The 17750-nt window shown below is 45.7% G+C and carries 14 protein-coding genes and 1 tRNA gene; 7 read left to right on the plus strand and 8 right to left on the minus strand.

Annotated features, from left to right (window positions below; all coding sequences use genetic code 11):
* Nucleotides 1-649 precede the first annotated feature (649 nt).
* The 4 genes from H5T41_00005 to H5T41_00020 form a co-directional block, all read right to left on the minus strand.
* A complete protein-coding gene (locus tag H5T41_00005; GenBank protein ID MBC7107170.1) occupies nucleotides 650-856 on the minus strand; it encodes a hypothetical protein in 207 nt (68 codons plus the stop codon).
* Nucleotides 857-1591: 735 nt separating this feature from the next.
* Nucleotides 1592-2098 (minus strand): hypothetical protein, encoded by a 507-nt coding sequence (locus H5T41_00010; protein MBC7107171.1) that lies wholly within the window; start codon nucleotides 2096-2098, stop codon nucleotides 1592-1594.
* A gap of 158 nt (nucleotides 2099-2256) precedes the next feature.
* The gene (locus tag H5T41_00015) at nucleotides 2257-2445 is read right to left on the minus strand and encodes a hypothetical protein (GenBank protein MBC7107172.1); all 189 of its coding nucleotides are present in this window, start codon (nucleotides 2443-2445) and stop codon (nucleotides 2257-2259) included.
* A gap of 354 nt (nucleotides 2446-2799) precedes the next feature.
* On the minus strand, nucleotides 2800-2976 hold the full coding sequence (locus tag H5T41_00020; GenBank protein ID MBC7107173.1) for a hypothetical protein: 177 nt from the start codon (nucleotides 2974-2976) through the stop codon (nucleotides 2800-2802).
* A 438-nt stretch (nucleotides 2977-3414) separates the two neighbouring features.
* Here H5T41_00020 and H5T41_00025 point away from each other — a divergent pair, with 438 nt between their 5' ends.
* Complete coding sequence (locus tag H5T41_00025) at nucleotides 3415-4470, plus strand: hypothetical protein (GenBank protein MBC7107174.1); 1056 nt, start codon at nucleotides 3415-3417, stop codon at nucleotides 4468-4470.
* A gap of 763 nt (nucleotides 4471-5233) precedes the next feature.
* Here the strand turns inward: H5T41_00025 and H5T41_00030 are convergent.
* Nucleotides 5234-5310, minus strand: a tRNA-Pro gene (locus tag H5T41_00030).
* Between the two features lie 223 nt (nucleotides 5311-5533).
* Here H5T41_00030 and H5T41_00035 point away from each other — a divergent pair.
* Genes H5T41_00035 through H5T41_00050 form a run of 4 tightly spaced genes read left to right on the plus strand, consistent with a single transcriptional unit; the run spans nucleotide 5534 to nucleotide 8864 of the window.
* Entirely contained in the window at nucleotides 5534-6217 is a 684-nt protein-coding gene (locus H5T41_00035) for a helix-turn-helix domain-containing protein (protein MBC7107175.1), read from the plus strand.
* Between the two features lie 19 nt (nucleotides 6218-6236).
* Nucleotides 6237-7295: a hydroxymethylglutaryl-CoA synthase gene (locus H5T41_00040; GenBank protein MBC7107176.1), complete on the plus strand. Its 1059-nt coding sequence runs from the start codon at nucleotides 6237-6239 to the stop codon at nucleotides 7293-7295.
* Nucleotides 7292-8458 carry a thiolase domain-containing protein gene (locus H5T41_00045; GenBank protein ID MBC7107177.1) on the plus strand — a complete coding sequence of 389 codons (1167 nt, stop codon included), beginning with the start codon at nucleotides 7292-7294 and terminating at the stop codon, nucleotides 8456-8458. Before H5T41_00040 ends, H5T41_00045 begins: the two co-directional genes overlap by 4 nt.
* Before the next feature lies 1 nt (nucleotide 8459).
* Nucleotides 8460-8864 carry a Zn-ribbon domain-containing OB-fold protein gene (locus tag H5T41_00050; protein MBC7107178.1) on the plus strand — a complete coding sequence of 135 codons (405 nt, stop codon included), beginning with the start codon at nucleotides 8460-8462 and terminating at the stop codon, nucleotides 8862-8864.
* A 12-nt stretch (nucleotides 8865-8876) separates the two neighbouring features.
* Here H5T41_00050 and H5T41_00055 read toward each other — a convergent pair whose 3' ends face one another.
* The 3 genes from H5T41_00055 to H5T41_00065 form a co-directional block, all read right to left on the minus strand.
* Entirely contained in the window at nucleotides 8877-13214 is a 4338-nt protein-coding gene (locus tag H5T41_00055) for a hypothetical protein (GenBank protein ID MBC7107179.1), read from the minus strand.
* 224 nt (nucleotides 13215-13438) lie between these two features.
* Nucleotides 13439-13930: a hypothetical protein gene (locus H5T41_00060; GenBank protein MBC7107180.1), complete on the minus strand. Its 492-nt coding sequence runs from the start codon at nucleotides 13928-13930 to the stop codon at nucleotides 13439-13441.
* Between the two features lie 130 nt (nucleotides 13931-14060).
* Nucleotides 14061-15299, minus strand: a complete 1239-nt coding sequence (locus H5T41_00065) for an anion transporter (GenBank protein MBC7107181.1) — start codon at nucleotides 15297-15299, stop codon at nucleotides 14061-14063.
* A gap of 270 nt (nucleotides 15300-15569) precedes the next feature.
* On the opposite strand from H5T41_00065, the gene H5T41_00070 reads away from it, so the two are divergent.
* A complete protein-coding gene (locus tag H5T41_00070; protein MBC7107182.1) occupies nucleotides 15570-16508 on the plus strand; it encodes a homoserine kinase in 939 nt (312 codons plus the stop codon).
* Complete coding sequence (locus H5T41_00075) at nucleotides 16509-17735, plus strand: threonine synthase (protein ID MBC7107183.1); 1227 nt, start codon at nucleotides 16509-16511, stop codon at nucleotides 17733-17735.
* Nucleotides 17736-17750: the final 15 nt, after the last annotated feature.

Genomic DNA, 17750 nt, shown 5'->3' on the forward strand with positions numbered 1-17750 from the left:
CCCCCCCCCCCCGCCCCCCCCCCAAATCGTTCCTGAAAAAAGAACGAACCAAAAAGGATTCAAAACTCTCACTTATAAGAAGAATAATAAGGCAACATTAATAAAAAACCAAACTAAGAAACAATATCCGATTTGGACGATTGATTCAATCTTTCTTGACCTCTGGAGTGAGATTGTTCAGTCTCCTCGGAAAAAGCATTCGTTGAGCGAAGATTTTTCTCCAGATACGCAGTCTTCCTCTTATCGATTAAGGTTTTCAACGTCGATCGAAGATGTCCCGAGGACAATTATTAAAATTGCCGACATAGCCTTGTGAAGAATTCGCGTTGAGATCTAACACGGATCATTTTCTCATTTGACTGCTCGTCACTATGTCCAATCGAAATTGTTGTTGATTCTTTATAGGGAATTGAGAGACCCGATTTTCACATGGTCTATTGAAATCATGAGATATCAGAGCGGACGTTATCACAATTCTTGTGTTTGATGTTTAGTAGCCTACAACCTTATCAAATTCTTATTGTGATCTCACAACTGGATGGTCAGTCAAACGCCCTGTATTCTTATTGAGTGAAGTTCCGATGTTGTTCATCTGGAATCCGCCCTTACAAATATCTAAATCAAATCAAGCTCAATCCCGATCAATTCATCATTTCTTACTGTAGCATTCAATGAAGCGCTCCAGCGATCTATCGTACGTCCACTCCACATCCCTAGGGAAGAAACAAGCGGGAAGCTCGCGATTCTTCCAGTGGTACTTAATGCATTCGCAGCAAACCCCTTTTCGAACGCATGGCTCGTAGCTGCACGAGCAGTGCCCCATATTCTCTTGCTGTTTGCAGATTTTTTCTTTCATATCCTCACCGTATCAACTCTTTTTTTTTGAAATTCACATCATCATTTCGCTAGTGATCTTTTCAATCTTTTTATGAGCGCCTAGAAACCCTTGCATCTCTCTGCGAGGTCGGGCAACGATTCCGCATGAGGAAAAACGAATTTCTCTTTTTTCTGATGATAGGAACGATCAAGATACTGTTTAAGGAATTCCATAATCTCTTCAATTTGATTTGTTTCCTATATTGGATTATTTGATTATTCTAGATAATTCTCGTCAAAAACATCAACGACCTGCCTGATAACCCTACGTTCGCAGATAGAAGAGTTAGAGCAATGTACATCATGATTGACAACATTCGAGGCGTTATGTAAACTTTATCATCGTGTTGTATTTCTGTTTCATACGACCCTAGATCGTGAATTTGCAAGTCGAAATCCGATGAGATGATGGCGAGAATTTGGTAATCAAAATTAAAAAATTTTTGATATGCGGTCTGTAATCACTCCAATGAGCGAGCCTTAGATCATTGCCACCATTCACATTCGCTATCGGGTTTCTCCTTGTGCTATCTATTTCTTTGTTAAACCCAATTGAATTTAGATTCCTACCTTGAAATGAATTCAATATGTTCCTGTTTGTGCTCGATATGTGGGTAAATGTAAATCTGAAATCTGATGCTCGGTCCGTTTCCCAAATATGATGCTCAGTTTCTGTTTGGAGGAAGAAAGTTCCGCTGATTTCCGTTTTCCTCGATCAGAAGCCAAACCAACCGAGCAACCATCCAAGTGCGCATACCCATACGACGATCGCTGCGATCCAGGTTATAATCAAAGTGAGCTTCATGAATTGTGTTTTTTGAATTCCCATGACGACCCAGAACATAAACCATGCCAGTCCCCATAGCACCCAGTTAATGCCAAGTATGTACAATCCCGCATCCCAAACGTAGTACGCAAACGGTATTACGTTGACAGCGACGAACAGACAATACCATCCAAGTGCTCTATTATCTGTTGCGCCCGTGTACCAGCTATACCCAAGGATCCAATATGTGAATGCAAAAAGCAGCACTTGCGCCATGGCCAACGGACTATTGAGAACCAACCAGTTGTAAAAACCTACTGCCGTGGCTAGAAAGGCGACCAGGAAGATGAAGATCGATGCGCCCTTCTGATCAGCGTACCCCATCAAAACAAGCAAAGCCACAACGAGCACCCCACCAATGTATAAGGCGGGAAGACCTAGTAATAGCTCTCCCATCAGATCACCTCCTCTCCGTTTAAAAGGAGATATTCTCCTCCTGAGCGCATGATGCTTAAGCGCCGATGTTAATAAACATGCGCTTCAAATAATCCGCTAGGAAGCGGATTTTTTGAAGAAATTGATCGACGATGAATTTGAACGGTAATATCTTTTAATCACCTCATTATGGCTCTTCCCATTAGTGTACCTAGCAAAGCGCCGCCCGCCACAGCTGCACCAGCAACTGTAATCGTTATCGTATCGTCCGCAGCTTTTGGCGTCGGTTGAATCGTTTCTCTCCATTGACTTTTTCCAGCCTTGTTTATTGCAGTTATTGCATACGGATAGTCAATGCCGTTCGTCAAACCTGAATCTGTTACCGTTCGGACATTTGCTCTGACGGTAAGGCAGATGCCATAGTTGCGCCATCAACCCCTCGATAGATTCTGTAAGCCATGATATCAGAACCACCATCAGCAGAGGGAGCAGACCATTTAAATCTGATAAATTGATCTCCCGATTCGACTTAGAAGTTAGTTGGCTGAGATGGGGGGATTGATTGTTTGCGATAGTAGCTTAATCTTGACACATAGAACAAAACTGATTATCGGTCTGTCTCCCATGCATATTTGTCAACATAGGTGAAATGTAACGTATTGTCTTTTCCGATTGTCATTGAGTGATGACAATGGAATGGCTGGGTATAGGGTATTGAAGGTTCAGTCATCTGTTAGCCCTGGGCGACGAACGACGTCGCCGTCAATTGCAACGAAATTACGGGGAGAACAAAGGGGCAAAGTGAAACAGATCAGGATCGAGATAAGCAATACTCTCGATAATCGTCCGCCTTCCAATACCTCATTCTCTTCCCTCTTTTCATAATCCGATTTCTTCATCAATTCTCCTTCTAGCTACCGCATGAGATTCAATATTCAAGACTGGTGGCTACACCCCCCAGCAACAATATGTTCGGATGCGGTCGCAGGTATGAGTCCGTATCCAGAAGTTAGGATTTTTTGGGATCAATTGAAATTTACAACTTTAGTGATAAAAGAATATTTCGCATAATCTTGGCTCAGAGTAAAGGAATTCATTAGAGTTGACATTAATAAACGATGCTATCGAGAGTCAATAATTCACTTCACTTTCCATCTTCATGGACGCTATTGGGAATCACTAGATGCAAGTATTGATTATAGAACTTTTTGTAAATTTCCTCATGATTATGGTTTGGCATCCGCAATAGATTCAAATGAAATGAAGTCTTCTTGATTGCCAAGAACCATATTTGAGCTGATTGATGCGCAATAATCAAATCATCAGGAGGGTCAGATATGATCGAATTGGAATTGTATCCCGATAGCACCCTCTTAGTAGATGGCCCAGCATCGGTCCGAGTGGAAAGCGGTATTCTTGAAGTATTTGGAGCTGAAAGAAAGGCCCAATCGCTGACGATTGTGAAAGAGGACAAAAGGCTCCCTTTCTATGCAATTATTCCAACCAAAATCGAAATGAAACTTGGCGCCAATTCAGCTTACGAGATTAAAAAAGGAAATACTATCCCTCAATCTTGGATCGAATGTGCAAACACAATTATCAAAAAAACCCCTCGTTGCGTAGTCATCATTGGTGGTGTTGACTCAGGAAAATCGAGTTTGGGACTTTATCTTATAAATCGGTGCATTAAAGATGGTCTTGGTCCCGTAGGTTTCATAGATACCGACTTGGGGCAATCAGAAATAGGTCCTCCTGGCACAATTGGTTTTCTTCTTTTAAGGGAACAGACAACAGATTTCCAATCGATGAATCCTGATTGGACAATGTTCGTAGGGGTTACATCCCCTTACTCTGTTCAGAAAAAAGTGCTTTCGATGGCGGGAAAATTGTTAGCAAAGGCGGAAGAGAAAAGGGCCAGGATCATTATCGTGAACACTGATGGATGGGTGGGAAATGATGCGGCACTGAATTTCAAAAAATCGATGGTGGGACTACTCCCATCACCGTTTGTTGTTGCTATAGCACAAGATAACGAACTCAATCCCTTACTCCAAAGCTTTAGTAATGAAGTGATTGTTGTCCAACCACCTTCAGATGTTAAGCCTCGGAGTCCAGAAACGAGAAAGCGGCTAAGGGAGCTCGCTTTTGCAAGATATCTGAAAAGAGGACGAGTAAAGGTATTTCGTAACGATGTAGTGAAGTTTGAAAATGATTGGCAAAAAGGGATGAATCGAATAGTCGGGCTCCTTGGAAATGATGGGGAATTACTCGGTATCGGTGTCGTTGTTGGAATCGACGTTAAAAATGGAATTTTGAAAGTATTCACGCCAGTTGATGAAAAAATTGCGAGAATTGTCATTGGTGGAATTAAATTGGAAAGGATTGGAAGGTAGATAATGGATGGAGAGAAATTGACTTCGATCTCGTGATTTTGTAATATTATTATCGAGGTAGGAAGGAACTGCGCTACCTGTTGAGAATCCGGTGGAGTTAATTGGGGTTAAATATTAGAGTTATTATCAAAAGATTCCGAAAGCACCTTTCTTCAATTGTCATATTGAAATGATTCTTCATTATTGCAATCAACCTCAATCGCTTTTTCTATAGTTTTTGGTTTTTCAATTTGCCATTCTCGATGGAATTTTAAGAAAACCTAAATGTCGATCGATACTTTATCGCTCTCCAGGTTTACCATTAGCTTCAAATCCAATTCTTTTTGGGCAAAACAATGATTTTTTTGAGAGAAAATTTCGTGAACATGATTAGGTCGTCTTCAGTTTCAAGTTTTAAAAGGAAAAATGACCTAGAAAACAAGAGATGTCTTTTAGCTATCTCTAGAACGATTCATCAAGTTGAGCAACGATAAGTGGCATCTTCAGCTAAGCATATCTCTTCTAAAACAAAAAAAACAAAATCGCAGAACATCCGGAGGAACATACAAACGATCCCGTTCTAGGACAAAATATGAAATTCCAACAATTTGAACCAAAAATCCCAGACGTAATTCTTCAAATATTCTGAATTAAAACTTACGGCTAAAACTTACGGCTGGGGTAAAAAAATCTCGGAACTCTTTCAAGGCGCATATACATTGAGTATTGATCTCAAAATGAGGAAGGGAATCTTTGAAGAAACCCTACCTATCCAATATCGTAATGGTGGGGCTGTCCGGATTTGAACCGGAATCTATAGCTCCCGAAGCTACAAGGATAGCCAAGTTACCCCACAGCCCCGTGAGAAACGGGTCAGAATATGCAACTCGAATAAATATTATTCCTTTTTTTTGTACTTGATAGAATGGAGCTTGAGATCTCATTTAATGATTTTTGGGAATTTGATCTCGGTTTTTATTTTTTTCCTGATATCTGTAATAATGGATCCTAACGGGCCAAATTCATAATCTGTCGTATACATAGTTCGACAAATATTAAATAATGCATTGCCTTACCACCATTCATGAAGGAGCAGTTGAGGGAAAAGATCGCTGGGGACATCACGCTTTCATCGGATGTTGGCAAGACGATCAGGAAATGGCGGGAGGAGTTCAACATCTCCCAGCAGACCCTTGCCAAACATCTTGGAATCTCCCCATCGGTTATCAGTGATTATGAATCAGGAAGGAGGAAGTCTCCTGGCATCGTCATCATCAGAAAGATCGTCGACGGACTTATCGAAATTGACGAAAAAACTGGTGGTAAGACGATCAAAAAATACACCTTAGGCGAGAAGACCGACTGTATTATCAGCATGAAGGAATTTGAGACAAGCATGCCAGTCGAGAACTTTATCAGAGTCATCGATGGAGAAAACTTGACAAAGGGTCTCCCCCTAGTCAGAGACATTCATGGCTATACCGTCATCGATTCGATGAAGGCGATCGTGTCCCTCAGCTCATTCGACTACCTCAAGATTTATGGATGGAGCAGCGAGAGGGCGCTGATTTTTACTGGTGTCAAATACGGAAGGTCTCCGATGATCGCTGTCAGGGCTCACCCTCTGAAGCCAGCGATGGTCTGTTATCACAAACCCGAGCATGTCGATGAGCTCGCGATCAGACTTGCAGCTCTCGAAGGTATTCCACTTGTTCGAACAGATTTGCCAATGCAGGTTCTTGTCGACAGGCTCGAACGTCTCAGTTAAGTTTGAGGTGGTGTTTGAAATGGATGTTGGCATTGTTAGCTATGGGGCATATATCCCTAGGTATAGGATAACACCCCAGGAGATCGGTAGGGTCTGGGGTGTTGATGGCGAAATGATGAGCCGCAATCTCCTCATCTTCAGCAAGTCGGTTCCTGGACCTGACGAGGATACGATTACGATTGCGGTCGAAGCGGCGAGGAATATGATGAGGCGAGTTTCGATTAATCCAAAAGAGATCGGTGCGATTTTTGTTGGTTCAGAATCGCATCCCTATGCTGTTAAGCCAACGGGGACGGTTGTGGCGGAAGCGATCGAGGCCTCGCCTGGACTGACTGCGGCGGACTATGAGTTCGCATGCAAAGCGGGAACTGCTGCAATACAGACGTGCATGGGAATGGTTGGAGCTGGTATGATCAAATATGGTGTCGCCATAGGGGTAGACACATCACAAGGTGCACCGGGTGACGCGCTCGAATACGCTGCGTCTGCTGGCGGTGCGGCTTTCCTCATTGGCGCCAAGAAAATCATCGCGAAGATCAACCGAACCTATTCCTACACGACCGATACGCCTGATTTCTGGAGGCGAGAAGGACAGCCTTATCCCAGCCACGGTGGTCGATTTACCGGTGAACCGGCGTATTTCAAGCACATCATCAGTTGTGGTAAGGAACTCATGAATCTCATGGGCTCCAAACCTGAAGACTATGACTATGCAGTCTTCCATCAGCCGAATGGAAAATTCCCAGTGAGGGTTGCGAAACAGCTCGGGTTCACGGAGGATCAAATTGAAACGGGACTGCTGACGCCATTCATCGGAAACACATACAGCGGCTCGGTACCACTCGGTATTGCTGCGATTCTTGATGTGGCGAAACCGCATGAACGGATCTTCGCGGTCGCGTATGGATCCGGTGCCGGCAGTGACGCTTTTGATATCACCGTCACGCCGGAAATCCAGCGGTTCCGCAGGGACGCGGCACCGACGGTCAGGCAGCTCGTCGAGAACAAGAAGTTCATTGACTATGCGACATACGCAAAATTCAAAGGCAAAATTCGTTTGGCTGGAGGGATGACATGAGGGAAGTTGCGATTATTGGGATCGGTGATACTAAGTTTGGGGAACTCTGGGATCTATCATTCAGGGAGATAGGAATCCAGGCTGGACTTGCAGCGGTTTATGATGCGAATCTGTCGGGTGATGAGATTGATGCGATTTATGTTGGCAACATGTCCGCTGGTCGTTATATTGAGCAGGAGCACGTTGGTGCGTTAATCGCGGATTATGCTGGTATGACACGTAATCATATTCCCACGACAAGGGTCGAAGCGGCGGGCGCATCTGGTGGGCTCGCCCTTCGACAGGGATACCTTGCAATTGCATCGGGTCTTCACGATATCGTGGTGGTCGGTGGTGCGGAGAAAATGACGGACGTCGGGGATCTCAAAGCGATCGACATCCAGTCATCAGCAGCCGACCAGCAGTGGGAGTGCGCATTCGGAGCGACCTTTGCCTCACTCCATGCGATGATTGCGCGGCGGCACATGCATGAATATGGGACAACGCGGGAACAAATTGCGCACGTCGCTGTCAAGAATCATAAACATGGTTCACTAAATCCTAAGGCGCAGTTCCAGAAGGAAATCTCTCTTGATACTGTCCTAAGAGCGCCGCCAGTTGCCGAGCCACTCGGTCTCTTTGATTGTGCGCCGATTTCCGATGGCGGTGCGGCCGTCGTCCTCTGCGCGATGGAGAAGGCGAGAAAGTACACGGATACTCCAATCAGAATCATGGCATCAGCGCAGGCTTCGGATACATTGGCTTTGCATCACAGATCGGACATCTGCAGTTTCGAAGCAACGAGGATTGCTGCTGAGAGGGCATTCAAGCAAGCGGGCATCGAACCTAAGGACGTTGATCTCGCGGAAGTTCATGATAATTATACAATCAGCGAAATACTGGCGATCGAAGACCTGGGATTTTTCAAAAAAGGTGAAGGAGGGAAAGCGACGATAGAGGGTGAGACGGCAATCGGCGGAAAGATTGCAATCAACACCTCTGGTGGGTTAAAGGCAAGAGGTGACCCTATTGGAGCGACTGGTGTTGCCCAGGTTGTTGAGATCGTTGCGCAGCTGAGAGGGGAAGCTGGGAAACGGCAAGTCAGTGGCGCGGAAATCGGATTAGCGCACAATGTTGGTGGGACTGGTGCAACGGTGATCGTGCATATCTTAGGGGTGGTGTGAGTTGTCGACAGCTCGTTTCTGGCGTGAGAATCCAAGCCGATACAATATGACGGCGGTTCGATGTGGTGTCTGCAAGAGAATACTGTTCCCTCCGAGATCGATCTGCCCCGCTTGTCGCAGGAAGAGTGTCGGCAAGCTGGAAGAGATGAAGTTACGCGGTGAAGGGGAGATCTATTCTTTCTCGATCGTTCACGAGGCGCCTTCACAGCTCGACAAAATGAAGCCCTATGTCATCGCGATCGTACAGATGGATGAAGGTGTAAGAGTCACTGGCCAGATTATCGACTGCGAACCATCGGACGTGAAAATTGGGATGCGGGTGCGAAGCACCCTCAGGAAACTCGGAGAAGACGGCGAGGCGGGTGTCATCCACTACGGCTACAAGTTCATACCTGTGAAATCGTAACTACGCAAATGGTCAGGATTTGGACTCGTGGGCCTCGATCTCGAAGCTACTTTCAAACCCGCAAGGCTCATCGGAGAGCGCAGGTTTACAGATGAGTTCAAGTGTGATTGGTATCACACCGCTTCTTTTCGGCAGAATCTCGAGATCTAGAGACACCTCTTCTCCTCCTTTCATCCATTCAATTGCCAGCGGACCTTTCACGTCAACATCGCCACGGAATTTTAATGAGATGTCCCGTGCCATTGCGATTCCCTCGTTGCGCAGTCGTATCCTTGCCCTTGTCCATTGATTAGCGATCGGTTCTTCGAGAAGATCGACATCGATCGCAATTTCTGGCATCAGCATTTCGATTTCATTTTCAAGCGATAAAATGGCATTTTTCAAGGTTTCAATCATATTATCGATTTCTTGTGGACTTTCTCTCTCAGCCTTAATCAGAACCTCTTTGCTCTCTTCGACCGGTATCCCTTTGCTCCCAGCTTTCTCAATGAGATGCGCGAGTCTTTCCTTCATTCCTTCAAATTCCCTGTATTTTTCGATTGAAATGCCGATGCTCTTCTCAGCCTTCTCCAACGCTTCGATTGCTTCTCTGTAACTTCTTCGGCCCAGCATTTCTTTAGCCGTTGTGATAAAGAACTCGCTCAGTGATGCTTCCTTTCCGGCTTTCCTCTCGTTGTCAATTCTTTCGCGTAGCTTCGTGATTTTATCTTCAATTTTATTGAATAAAAGTGATTCGATCGCCTCAGTTTTCTTCTCAATAATTTCGAGATTCGATGTTTTGGGTTCTCCTGTCTCCATTTGACGAATGTCCAATTCTAATTGAAGAACTTCGGCTTCAGATGAGAACTGGCTGAGTAGTTGGTAAAGGGAATATAATTCTCTCATTTTCTCTTTCGCCAGCGAATCGAGCTCGGATGCCGCTCTGGCAATTGCCCTCTGAATCAGGAGGGCTGCCTTTTCAAATTCAAGTCCCTGGAGCGCTTCCTCTGCCGATTTAATAATCTCAGAGAGTTCACTGATATCTCGACCATTTATTTCAAGAAGTTTAATCAGCTTCTCCGCCTCATGAATTTCGTCCATTCTTCTTTCAAAGGATTCGGTGATCGATCGCAGCTCTTCCGAACACCACATCGCGATCGCGAAGGCCTCCGAGAAAGCGCCAGTTTTCATTTTTTCATCGGCCTGCGAAAGAAGCTTCTCGACGTGCTCGATGCGAAGACCAAATTCCTTCGCCTCCTTGGCTCTCTCTTTGACCTCATTGATTGTCTGGGCGCTCATCTGTTTCTGCCGCCGAATTCTCTCAATCTCGCTTGAAAGATGATCGATCAATGCTTCAGCTTGCCGGAAATGCCAGGTGCCCATCAGATGATCAATTTCGTCGATTGATGGCTTCGCAGTTTTGAGGTCGACACCTTCGAGACCTTCCTTCTGGCAGAATTCTTCGATTCTTTTCAATTCATTCTTGATTTTATCCACCGCAAGCTGTGAGGCCTGCTCAGCTGCCTTTCTTGCCAGTTCCGATGCAACGATGAACTTTCCAATATTCATGAGGTTAATCGATTGGATTAGCGAGTTCCGCGCAGAAGTTACATCGATGCCGAGCGATCCAACTTCTTCAATGATTTTCTCGGCAAGTTGAATGTGCTCGCTCGCCCTTCTCTCCATAACAATATTCTGATCGATCTCAGCTTTTGCGAGATCGAGAGCCTTGAGAGCATCGTTGAATCGGCTTTCCCACAACAATTTTTCTGCTTTCTCCACGATTTGTTCGATACTCTTAACGTCTTGACCAGACTTCTTTGCGCGTGTGATCTCTGATTTGAGATTCTCAATTCTCAAAGAAATCTCCCTGATCAGGCTAGTCGTCGCGATCCGTTCGGCCTCTCTCGCTGCATTGAGGGCTTCAAGATATCGTCCTGCTTTTGCATTTGTCTCTGCATCCACAATCATTTTTTCGACTGGTGATGTCTCGAGGCCGATTCGTTTCATAATCGAAATTAGATCCTTGATCAGCGGTATTCTGCGTGTTGCAATGAACGGGGCAACGATTTTTTCTGTTTCGGCGTAACACTCAGTGAGAATTACCTTTGCCTCCTCGTACTTGCCAGTCTCAAACAATCTCTTGCCTTTTGTTAAGAGCGCGATTGCCTCACCAGTGTCCTTGCCCTGTTCCCCTGCTTCCCTCAGTAAACTCGAAATTTCGACGATTCTATCGTAAACCTCAGTGTGAAGCGCTATCGTCTTTTCGAGCAATTCTCCCGCTTCCTTGATGATCCTGAACGCCCGATCGAAGTCCTTTCCATTGATCGCCAGCGATGCTTCCTCGGCAAGACGATCGATCCTTGCAACTTCAACGCCATTCCGTCGAGCTGATCCGACCGAGCGGATCAATTTTGTTAATTCTCTTGTCAATTCGTCAGCAACGATTGAACTTGCAAAATTGATGACATCAATAACGAGTTTAAATGATTCCGAGATATCGCCATTATCACGAAGTTGCTCAGCGCTCTTCAGTTTTTCAGAGAGAGTGATGCTCTCCGCACCGAGACGTCTCGCGAGATCAAGCAAATCTCTCGCTTCCTGGATCTTGATTGAAAGAGACTCCGCTTCGCTTTTCCGGAGAGTCTCGATAGCTGCCCGCGCAAGATCGTATGCCTTTTCAAATTCTCCCTTTTCCACAGCCGCCCTCGCATCCCCGATCATCGATTCTGCAGCGGAAACATCGACATGTCCAGCTCGATTTTCTAGAAATTTTTGGGCCGATGTGATCATCGCCTTCGTAGCGAGCTTCATTTTTTCATTGATCATTTCGTTACAACGTTTGATCGAGGCAGCCACCTCAATGTATCTTCCATCTTTTGCTGTCTTGATGATCCCATCGAGAAGGGCATGTTCCTCGGCGAGATCCGCACCCATCCTCATCGCTGTCGCAGCCTTCAATTCGAGATCCATGACGGCTCTTGCGAAGTACTCCTGAAGGGCTCTATGTGCTTCTTTTTGAGCTGCCCTAAGTTGTTCTGCGGCCGCGCTGAAATTCCGGGCAAGAACGAGCTCTCTCGAATTGTTCATTAGCTCCTTTGTCCTTTTTAAATCCACTGGGTAAACACTGCCGATCAAGAGGAGCTGCTTTGTTCTTGCGAGCTCTTTTTCCACTTCTTTATGTCCTTCGAGTGCCTTCTCTAAAACTCCATCGGCTTTATGAACAAAATCGATTGCACTTTCAAAGTCTCCGCCCTTGTATGATCTTTTTGAAGACTCGAGAAGTTTTAACGGTTGGTCAAGATCAACGCCCAGTCTTTTCGCAAGAACGAGTTTAGTACGCAGTTTCGAAATAAGTCGTACGAGATATTCCTCCTCTCCCTTGGAAAGAACATTCTTCACTTCTTTGAGGGTTTCCTTCGCCTCAGCAATCCTTTGCGTACCTACGTATTCGAGCCCGTTTTGTATCAATTCTTTAGCGCGCCCGATCTCGATACCATTCGTTTCGAGAAATTCCGCCCTCTTTCTTACTCTTTCAAAATTTGAACGGATACCATTAATCAAAAGGTTCTGGACCTCCATCTCGGCCATTTTTATGGTCCTGAACGCGCGATCGTAATCTTCCTGCTCGATTTCTTTTCGAACCTGTGCGATGATATTGTCAATCGACGAAAAATCGATTCCGAATTCCTCGTAGGATGCCTTAACGTCAAGAATCTTCTTAATCTGCAGTTCGAGATGTGAACGAATAAGATTCTTGATCCTGTCGAAACAGGCGTTGAGCTCCTTAATCGTCGATGCATACTGCAATTCATCAAGCCACTTCCTCGCATGCGCGAGCATCTTTCTCTCTTCATCAACGCCTATTCCGTTTGATTCTGCGAGAAGGAGAAGTGATTGCACTTTGCCGAAATAGTCTGCGAGTTTTCTGTTGACGTACTGTTCAGCCTTGTTCCATGTGGAGGTCGCGCTTGAAAGTGCTTCTTTTAATCTCTTTTCAGAAATAAGATTTCTCGCTTTTTGTACGAAATTCATGATTTCCTCTGAATCCCGGTCTCCTTTCTCGAATAAACTCAAAAGATCGAGGATGGACGATATGACGGCTTCAACCTTTTCGGCCTTTGCCTTCTCAGTCGCTTCGATGCTTTTGGTTGCGAGACTGAGCGCCGTTTTGAAATCTCGGTTGGAAAAAGCTTCCTTGGATTCCAAAAACAATCGCTGAGCATCCGCTGACTGGACATCGAATTCTCTGAGACTGGCAATAGCCTTTTCTGCCTCGTCGAGCTTTTTCTCGGCTTCTTTGCGATTCCTCGCAGCTTCCCTCGCCTTCTGTTCGAGCTTCCCTCGCCTTCTGTTCGAGCTGTCTGGCAAGCTGAAGCTGACTGATGTAATCTCCCGGCAATCTCCTTCATCTCCACGTACGTGTCGATCTTTTGGGATTCTGGGTGATTCGAATCGACAGATCTATTGACCCTTGGATTCATTAATCTTTTGACTTGATTATCCTAAAAGTGAAATGCTTTTCTCGCCACCAAATAAGCCCGCTCTCTCAAATTTCTATTTCAGGTGTCCGATCTTTTTTTTTATCAATTCAGTCATTTCTTGATCAGGTCGACAAAAGCCACCCTTTCAAGTACAACGTCTGCGAGTTCCGCCGCGCTGAGCGCTGAGATTTCGCTTTCTTCGATCCCGAATCGCCTCAGCTTTTCGATAGTGGATTCAAGCACTGAGTCATCAGGTGATAATCCCAATTCTTTGACAATTCCTTCAGGATGGGGACAGTCTAAGAAAACGATTGCAATTCTCTGGCAACCTTTTGATATTCCCATCTTTTCGACCGCCTTTGCGAACTGTCTTTCGCCAGAGGCATAGATCAAAATTTCATTCAAAAGGTTTGAGGAAATGTTCTCTCCGCGTTCGAATGATCTGATCGCGTGGAGAGTGGCGGAGAGCAAGTGATCTCTACCGCATACGAGGTCAGCATTCAATGGAACTCCCATTCCTTGTTTCATGTTCTGAAGGGAAGCGATCAGTATGTTTGGATCATCGACACGACCCTTTGCACCTATGATTGCGATCTCTGTCACGAATGCATCAAATGCAACATCCTGTAATAACACTTTTCCGCTTTGGGGAGCATTTTTTCACAGGAAATTGAACTTTGCAATTCATTTTTTAGCTCGTTATTATCGAGGGAGAAGCGCCTGTAAACGGCTCCTACAATATTGAAAGGAAGAGCCAGTAAACAATTATATTGATCACCGTCAAAGGAAATCCCACCTTCGCAAATTCGATAAAAGAGAGGGTTTCTCCCCTCCTTTCTGCATTCTGTATAATGATGATATTACTTGCAGCGCCTAGAATAAGGAGGTTTCCAGCGATCGTACTTCCAGCTGCCAGCGCCATTAAGCCGTGTGTGGATATTCCAACTTCAGAAAGAAGAGGTAGATAGAGCGCGACATAGGGGACATTTGAGATGAATTGGCTCAATACGACACTGATAACTAAAATCATCGGAACTGAGGCGATATCAAAACTCGATTCAGCCAGCAGCGACTGAAAGAATCCAGACTGCCAAACGCTTGCCATCAACACGAACATCGATGCAAAGAAGATGAGGGTATACCAATCGATATTCTTCAAAACCTTCCATCGTTGATCGCTGATAACAAGTATTGGCAACATCGCGACGAGGGCGATGTAAGTCAGTCTGAATTCTTTACCAAAACCCGCAAAAGAAAGGGCAATTCTCACCATGACGAGAATGAAAATCAATGCCAGCGAGATTTTACATGCAAGGGCGAGGTGAGGGTCCGTCACGGGTGATTCGTTATTATCTGATGTCTGTTTTTTGAACTCATCTCGATAGAACAATTTCAAAACGATGTAGCAGACAAATAGGTTGATGAACGTGGGAACTGCCAGATAATAAAAGAACGTGACAAATGGACTCTGGATATCTCCATTGATAGCAACAAGGAGATTCTGCGGGTTCCCAACGGGACTCATGACGCTGCCAGTCGTGACAGAGAAAGCAAGCGAAAGCAAGAGAAGCTTCGGGGAAATCTTGAATCGCGTCGCAAAATGAAGAACGAGAGGCGTACCGATGATTGCAAGAGTATCGTTCATCAGAAAAGCAGATAGTATGCCGATGGTGAAAAGGATTAAAAGAATGAGTTGGTCGACGTTCTTCGCCCTCTTGAATATTTTGTGCGCGAGATAAAAAAGATAGCCACTCTCATAAAGTGCCTCGCCAACGACGAACATTCCAAAAAGAAAGAGCATCACGTCAATATCGATCGAAAGGAGTGCGTCAATCAGGCTTATCTGGCCCGTGAGAAGGACGGCGAACGCTCCGAAAAGCATAATTTGCCATATCTTAAGGCGAAATTTCCCGACCTGGCGTATCGCAATAAGAACGAAGACGATGAATAGCACGATGACAGAAATGCTCAGATCCGGAGCGTTCAGAGTCTCACCGGGGCGGTCGGATAGATTCGATTGAGCTCTTAAATTATTCTGCGAATCTCGGGATTAATGTGGATCCATTTTAAGTGTATTCTAACCCCCTTAGATGACCAATCATAGTCTTTCTCGATTCGATTTTCCTGAAATCAGATGCAAGATTTTGCTCTTCGTGTAATCAATCAACAGATGCCATAAGAAAGTTTTATTTCCGCATATGAATCTTGGCAAATCAGTTTTGATGAGATTAAGGTGTATCTGATGCACTACGATAAGGTCACTATCGCTGCGCCTGCGACTCTTTCGAATATCGGGGCGGGTTTCGACGTATTTGGTCTTGCTTTGAATGAACCATACGACATCATCGAAGCACAGAGGACGGTCACGAAGGGGGTTTTAATCACCTCAATCAGCGGAGCTGATAGCAAACGCATCACGATGGATCCTTCAAGAAACTCGGCGGGTATCGCGGCAATGGAAGTTCTGAAGGCCGGGTGTGCTGATTTCGGTATCGAGATGGCAATCAGAAAGGGAATTAGGCCGGGAAGCGGCATTGGGTCTTCGGGTGCCTCTGCGGCGGGAGGCGCATTCGCAGCGAATCTTTTTCTCGAAAAACCGCTGCCTGCTGAAAAGCTCGTCGTCTATGCGGCGAGAGCGGAGGAGGTAACCTCGGGTGGATTTCACGCAGATAATGTCGCACCAGCCATCCTGGGTGGATTTACAATCATTACTTCATACGATCCGTTTGAAGTTGAGCGGATCGAGCCACCAGTTAATCTCGGTATTGCGATTGTCATGCCTGACGTTTTCATTTCGACGAAAGAGGCGAGAAAAGTCCTTCCGGAAAAAGTGGAGCTGAAGAAGCTTGTTTATCATGTGGGTCACGCGTCAGGTCTGGTGCTCGGGATGGTGAAGGGGGACATCGGCCTTATAAGTCGCAACGTAAGGGATATCGTCATCGAGCCTTCGAGAGCGCATCTCATTCCATATCTTCGCGAAGTTGAATCGGCTGCAAAGGAGATGGGCGCCAGTGCAGCGTTTCTCAGCGGTTCAGGTCCTTCCATTGCTGCCATATTCGATATGCAAAGGGTCAACGGCAGAGCGATCGCCGACGCGATGAAGAAGGTTTATGAAACAAACGGCATCAGATGTGACACATGGGTGACGAAGCCAGGATCTGGTTGCAGGAGGATCGAGTAAATGGTTTATGAGATCAGGTGCTGGGAATGTGGTGTCGTGATTGAAGATCCCTACGCGGACAGTTGTTCGAGATGCGGGGGGCTTCTCGATATCAAGATTGATCTTTCTTCTTTGAAAAAAATCGAACTATACCAGTTAAGGCGGAAACCACTCGGTGTTTGGCGATATGCCGAATTTCTCCCTGTCACGGAGGATAAGGCAATCACCCTGAAAGAGGGCGGAACACCGTTGTATAATTGTCGGAATCTTGCTCAAATTGTCGGTATCAACCGACTATTCGTCAAATATGAAGGCGCTAATCCGACAGGATCTTTTAAGGACAGGGGAATGACCGTTGGTGTCACGAGAGCGGTGGAAATCGGGGCGAAGATCGTCGGCTGCGCATCAACTGGCAATACATCGGCTTCCCTTGCCGCATACGCCGCGAGGGCAGGTCTCGATTGTGTTGTGATCCTACCAGCCGGGAAAGTCGCTGCGGGAAAGCTTGCGCAGGCAATTTTCTTCGGAGCAAAAGTCATCTCGATTGATGGCAGTTTCGATGACGCATTGCAAATCGCGAGAATGCTCGCTGCAGAAGGACACATTTACTTACTTAATTCGATCAATCCCTTCAGGCCAGAAGGACAAAAAACTGTCGCATTTGAAATCATCGATCAGCTCGATTTCCAGGTGCCTGATAGGATCATTCTTCCAGTCGGGAATGCCGGGAATATTTGGTCAGTTTATAAGGCGCTCGATGAACTTTACAATATCGGTTTGATCGATCGGCTTCCAAAACTTGTCGGTGTTCAAGCTAGTGGCGCAAAACCAATTGTCAACGCGTTCCGCGAGGGGCGGAGGGATTTCACGGCGGTTGAACATCCCGAAACGATCGCGACGGCGATCAGGATTGGAAATCCAGTCAGTGGAAAGAAGGCTTTGAAAGCGATTTACGAAACTGGTGGCTGTGCCATCGAAGTGACGGATGAAGAGATACTGGACGCGCAGAGAATTCTGGGCAGGGCTGAGGGTATAGGCGTCGAACCGGCGAGTGCGGCATCGATCGGTGGTCTTTTCAAAATGGCACATCTCAAAGAAATTGGAAAGGATGAGACAGTCGTCTGCATCTGCACAGGCAACGTGCTTAAGGATCCAGACACGATTATGAGATCTTTCGGAAAGATCGGATCTGTCCCGGCAGATGTCGATTATGTGAAAAAGATCATTTTGGGGTTGTCTCTTTCATGATGAAACGAGCATTCA

Source organism: Methanomassiliicoccales archaeon (assembly GCA_014361295.1).
GTDB lineage: Archaea > Thermoplasmatota > Thermoplasmata > Methanomassiliicoccales > JACIVX01 > JACIVX01.

What these genes read in the sequence shown, in the direction of transcription:
- H5T41_00075 (MBC7107183.1), top strand. Translation starts at nt 16,509, where the DNA reads ATGGTTTATGAGATCAGGTGCTGGGAATGTGGTGTCGTGATTGAAGAT.
- H5T41_00010 (MBC7107171.1), bottom strand. Translation starts at nt 2,098, where the DNA reads ATGGGAGAGCTATTACTAGGTCTTCCCGCCTTATACATTGGTGGGGTG.
- H5T41_00005 (MBC7107170.1), bottom strand. Translation starts at nt 856, where the DNA reads ATGAAAGAAAAAATCTGCAAACAGCAAGAGAATATGGGGCACTGCTCG.
- H5T41_00040 (MBC7107176.1), top strand. Translation starts at nt 6,237, where the DNA reads ATGGATGTTGGCATTGTTAGCTATGGGGCATATATCCCTAGGTATAGG.
- H5T41_00070 (MBC7107182.1), top strand. Translation starts at nt 15,570, where the DNA reads ATGCACTACGATAAGGTCACTATCGCTGCGCCTGCGACTCTTTCGAAT.
- H5T41_00035 (MBC7107175.1), top strand. Translation starts at nt 5,534, where the DNA reads ATGAAGGAGCAGTTGAGGGAAAAGATCGCTGGGGACATCACGCTTTCA.
- H5T41_00020 (MBC7107173.1), bottom strand. Translation starts at nt 2,976, where the DNA reads ATGAAGAAATCGGATTATGAAAAGAGGGAAGAGAATGAGGTATTGGAA.
- H5T41_00045 (MBC7107177.1), top strand. Translation starts at nt 7,292, where the DNA reads ATGAGGGAAGTTGCGATTATTGGGATCGGTGATACTAAGTTTGGGGAA.
- H5T41_00025 (MBC7107174.1), top strand. Translation starts at nt 3,415, where the DNA reads ATGATCGAATTGGAATTGTATCCCGATAGCACCCTCTTAGTAGATGGC.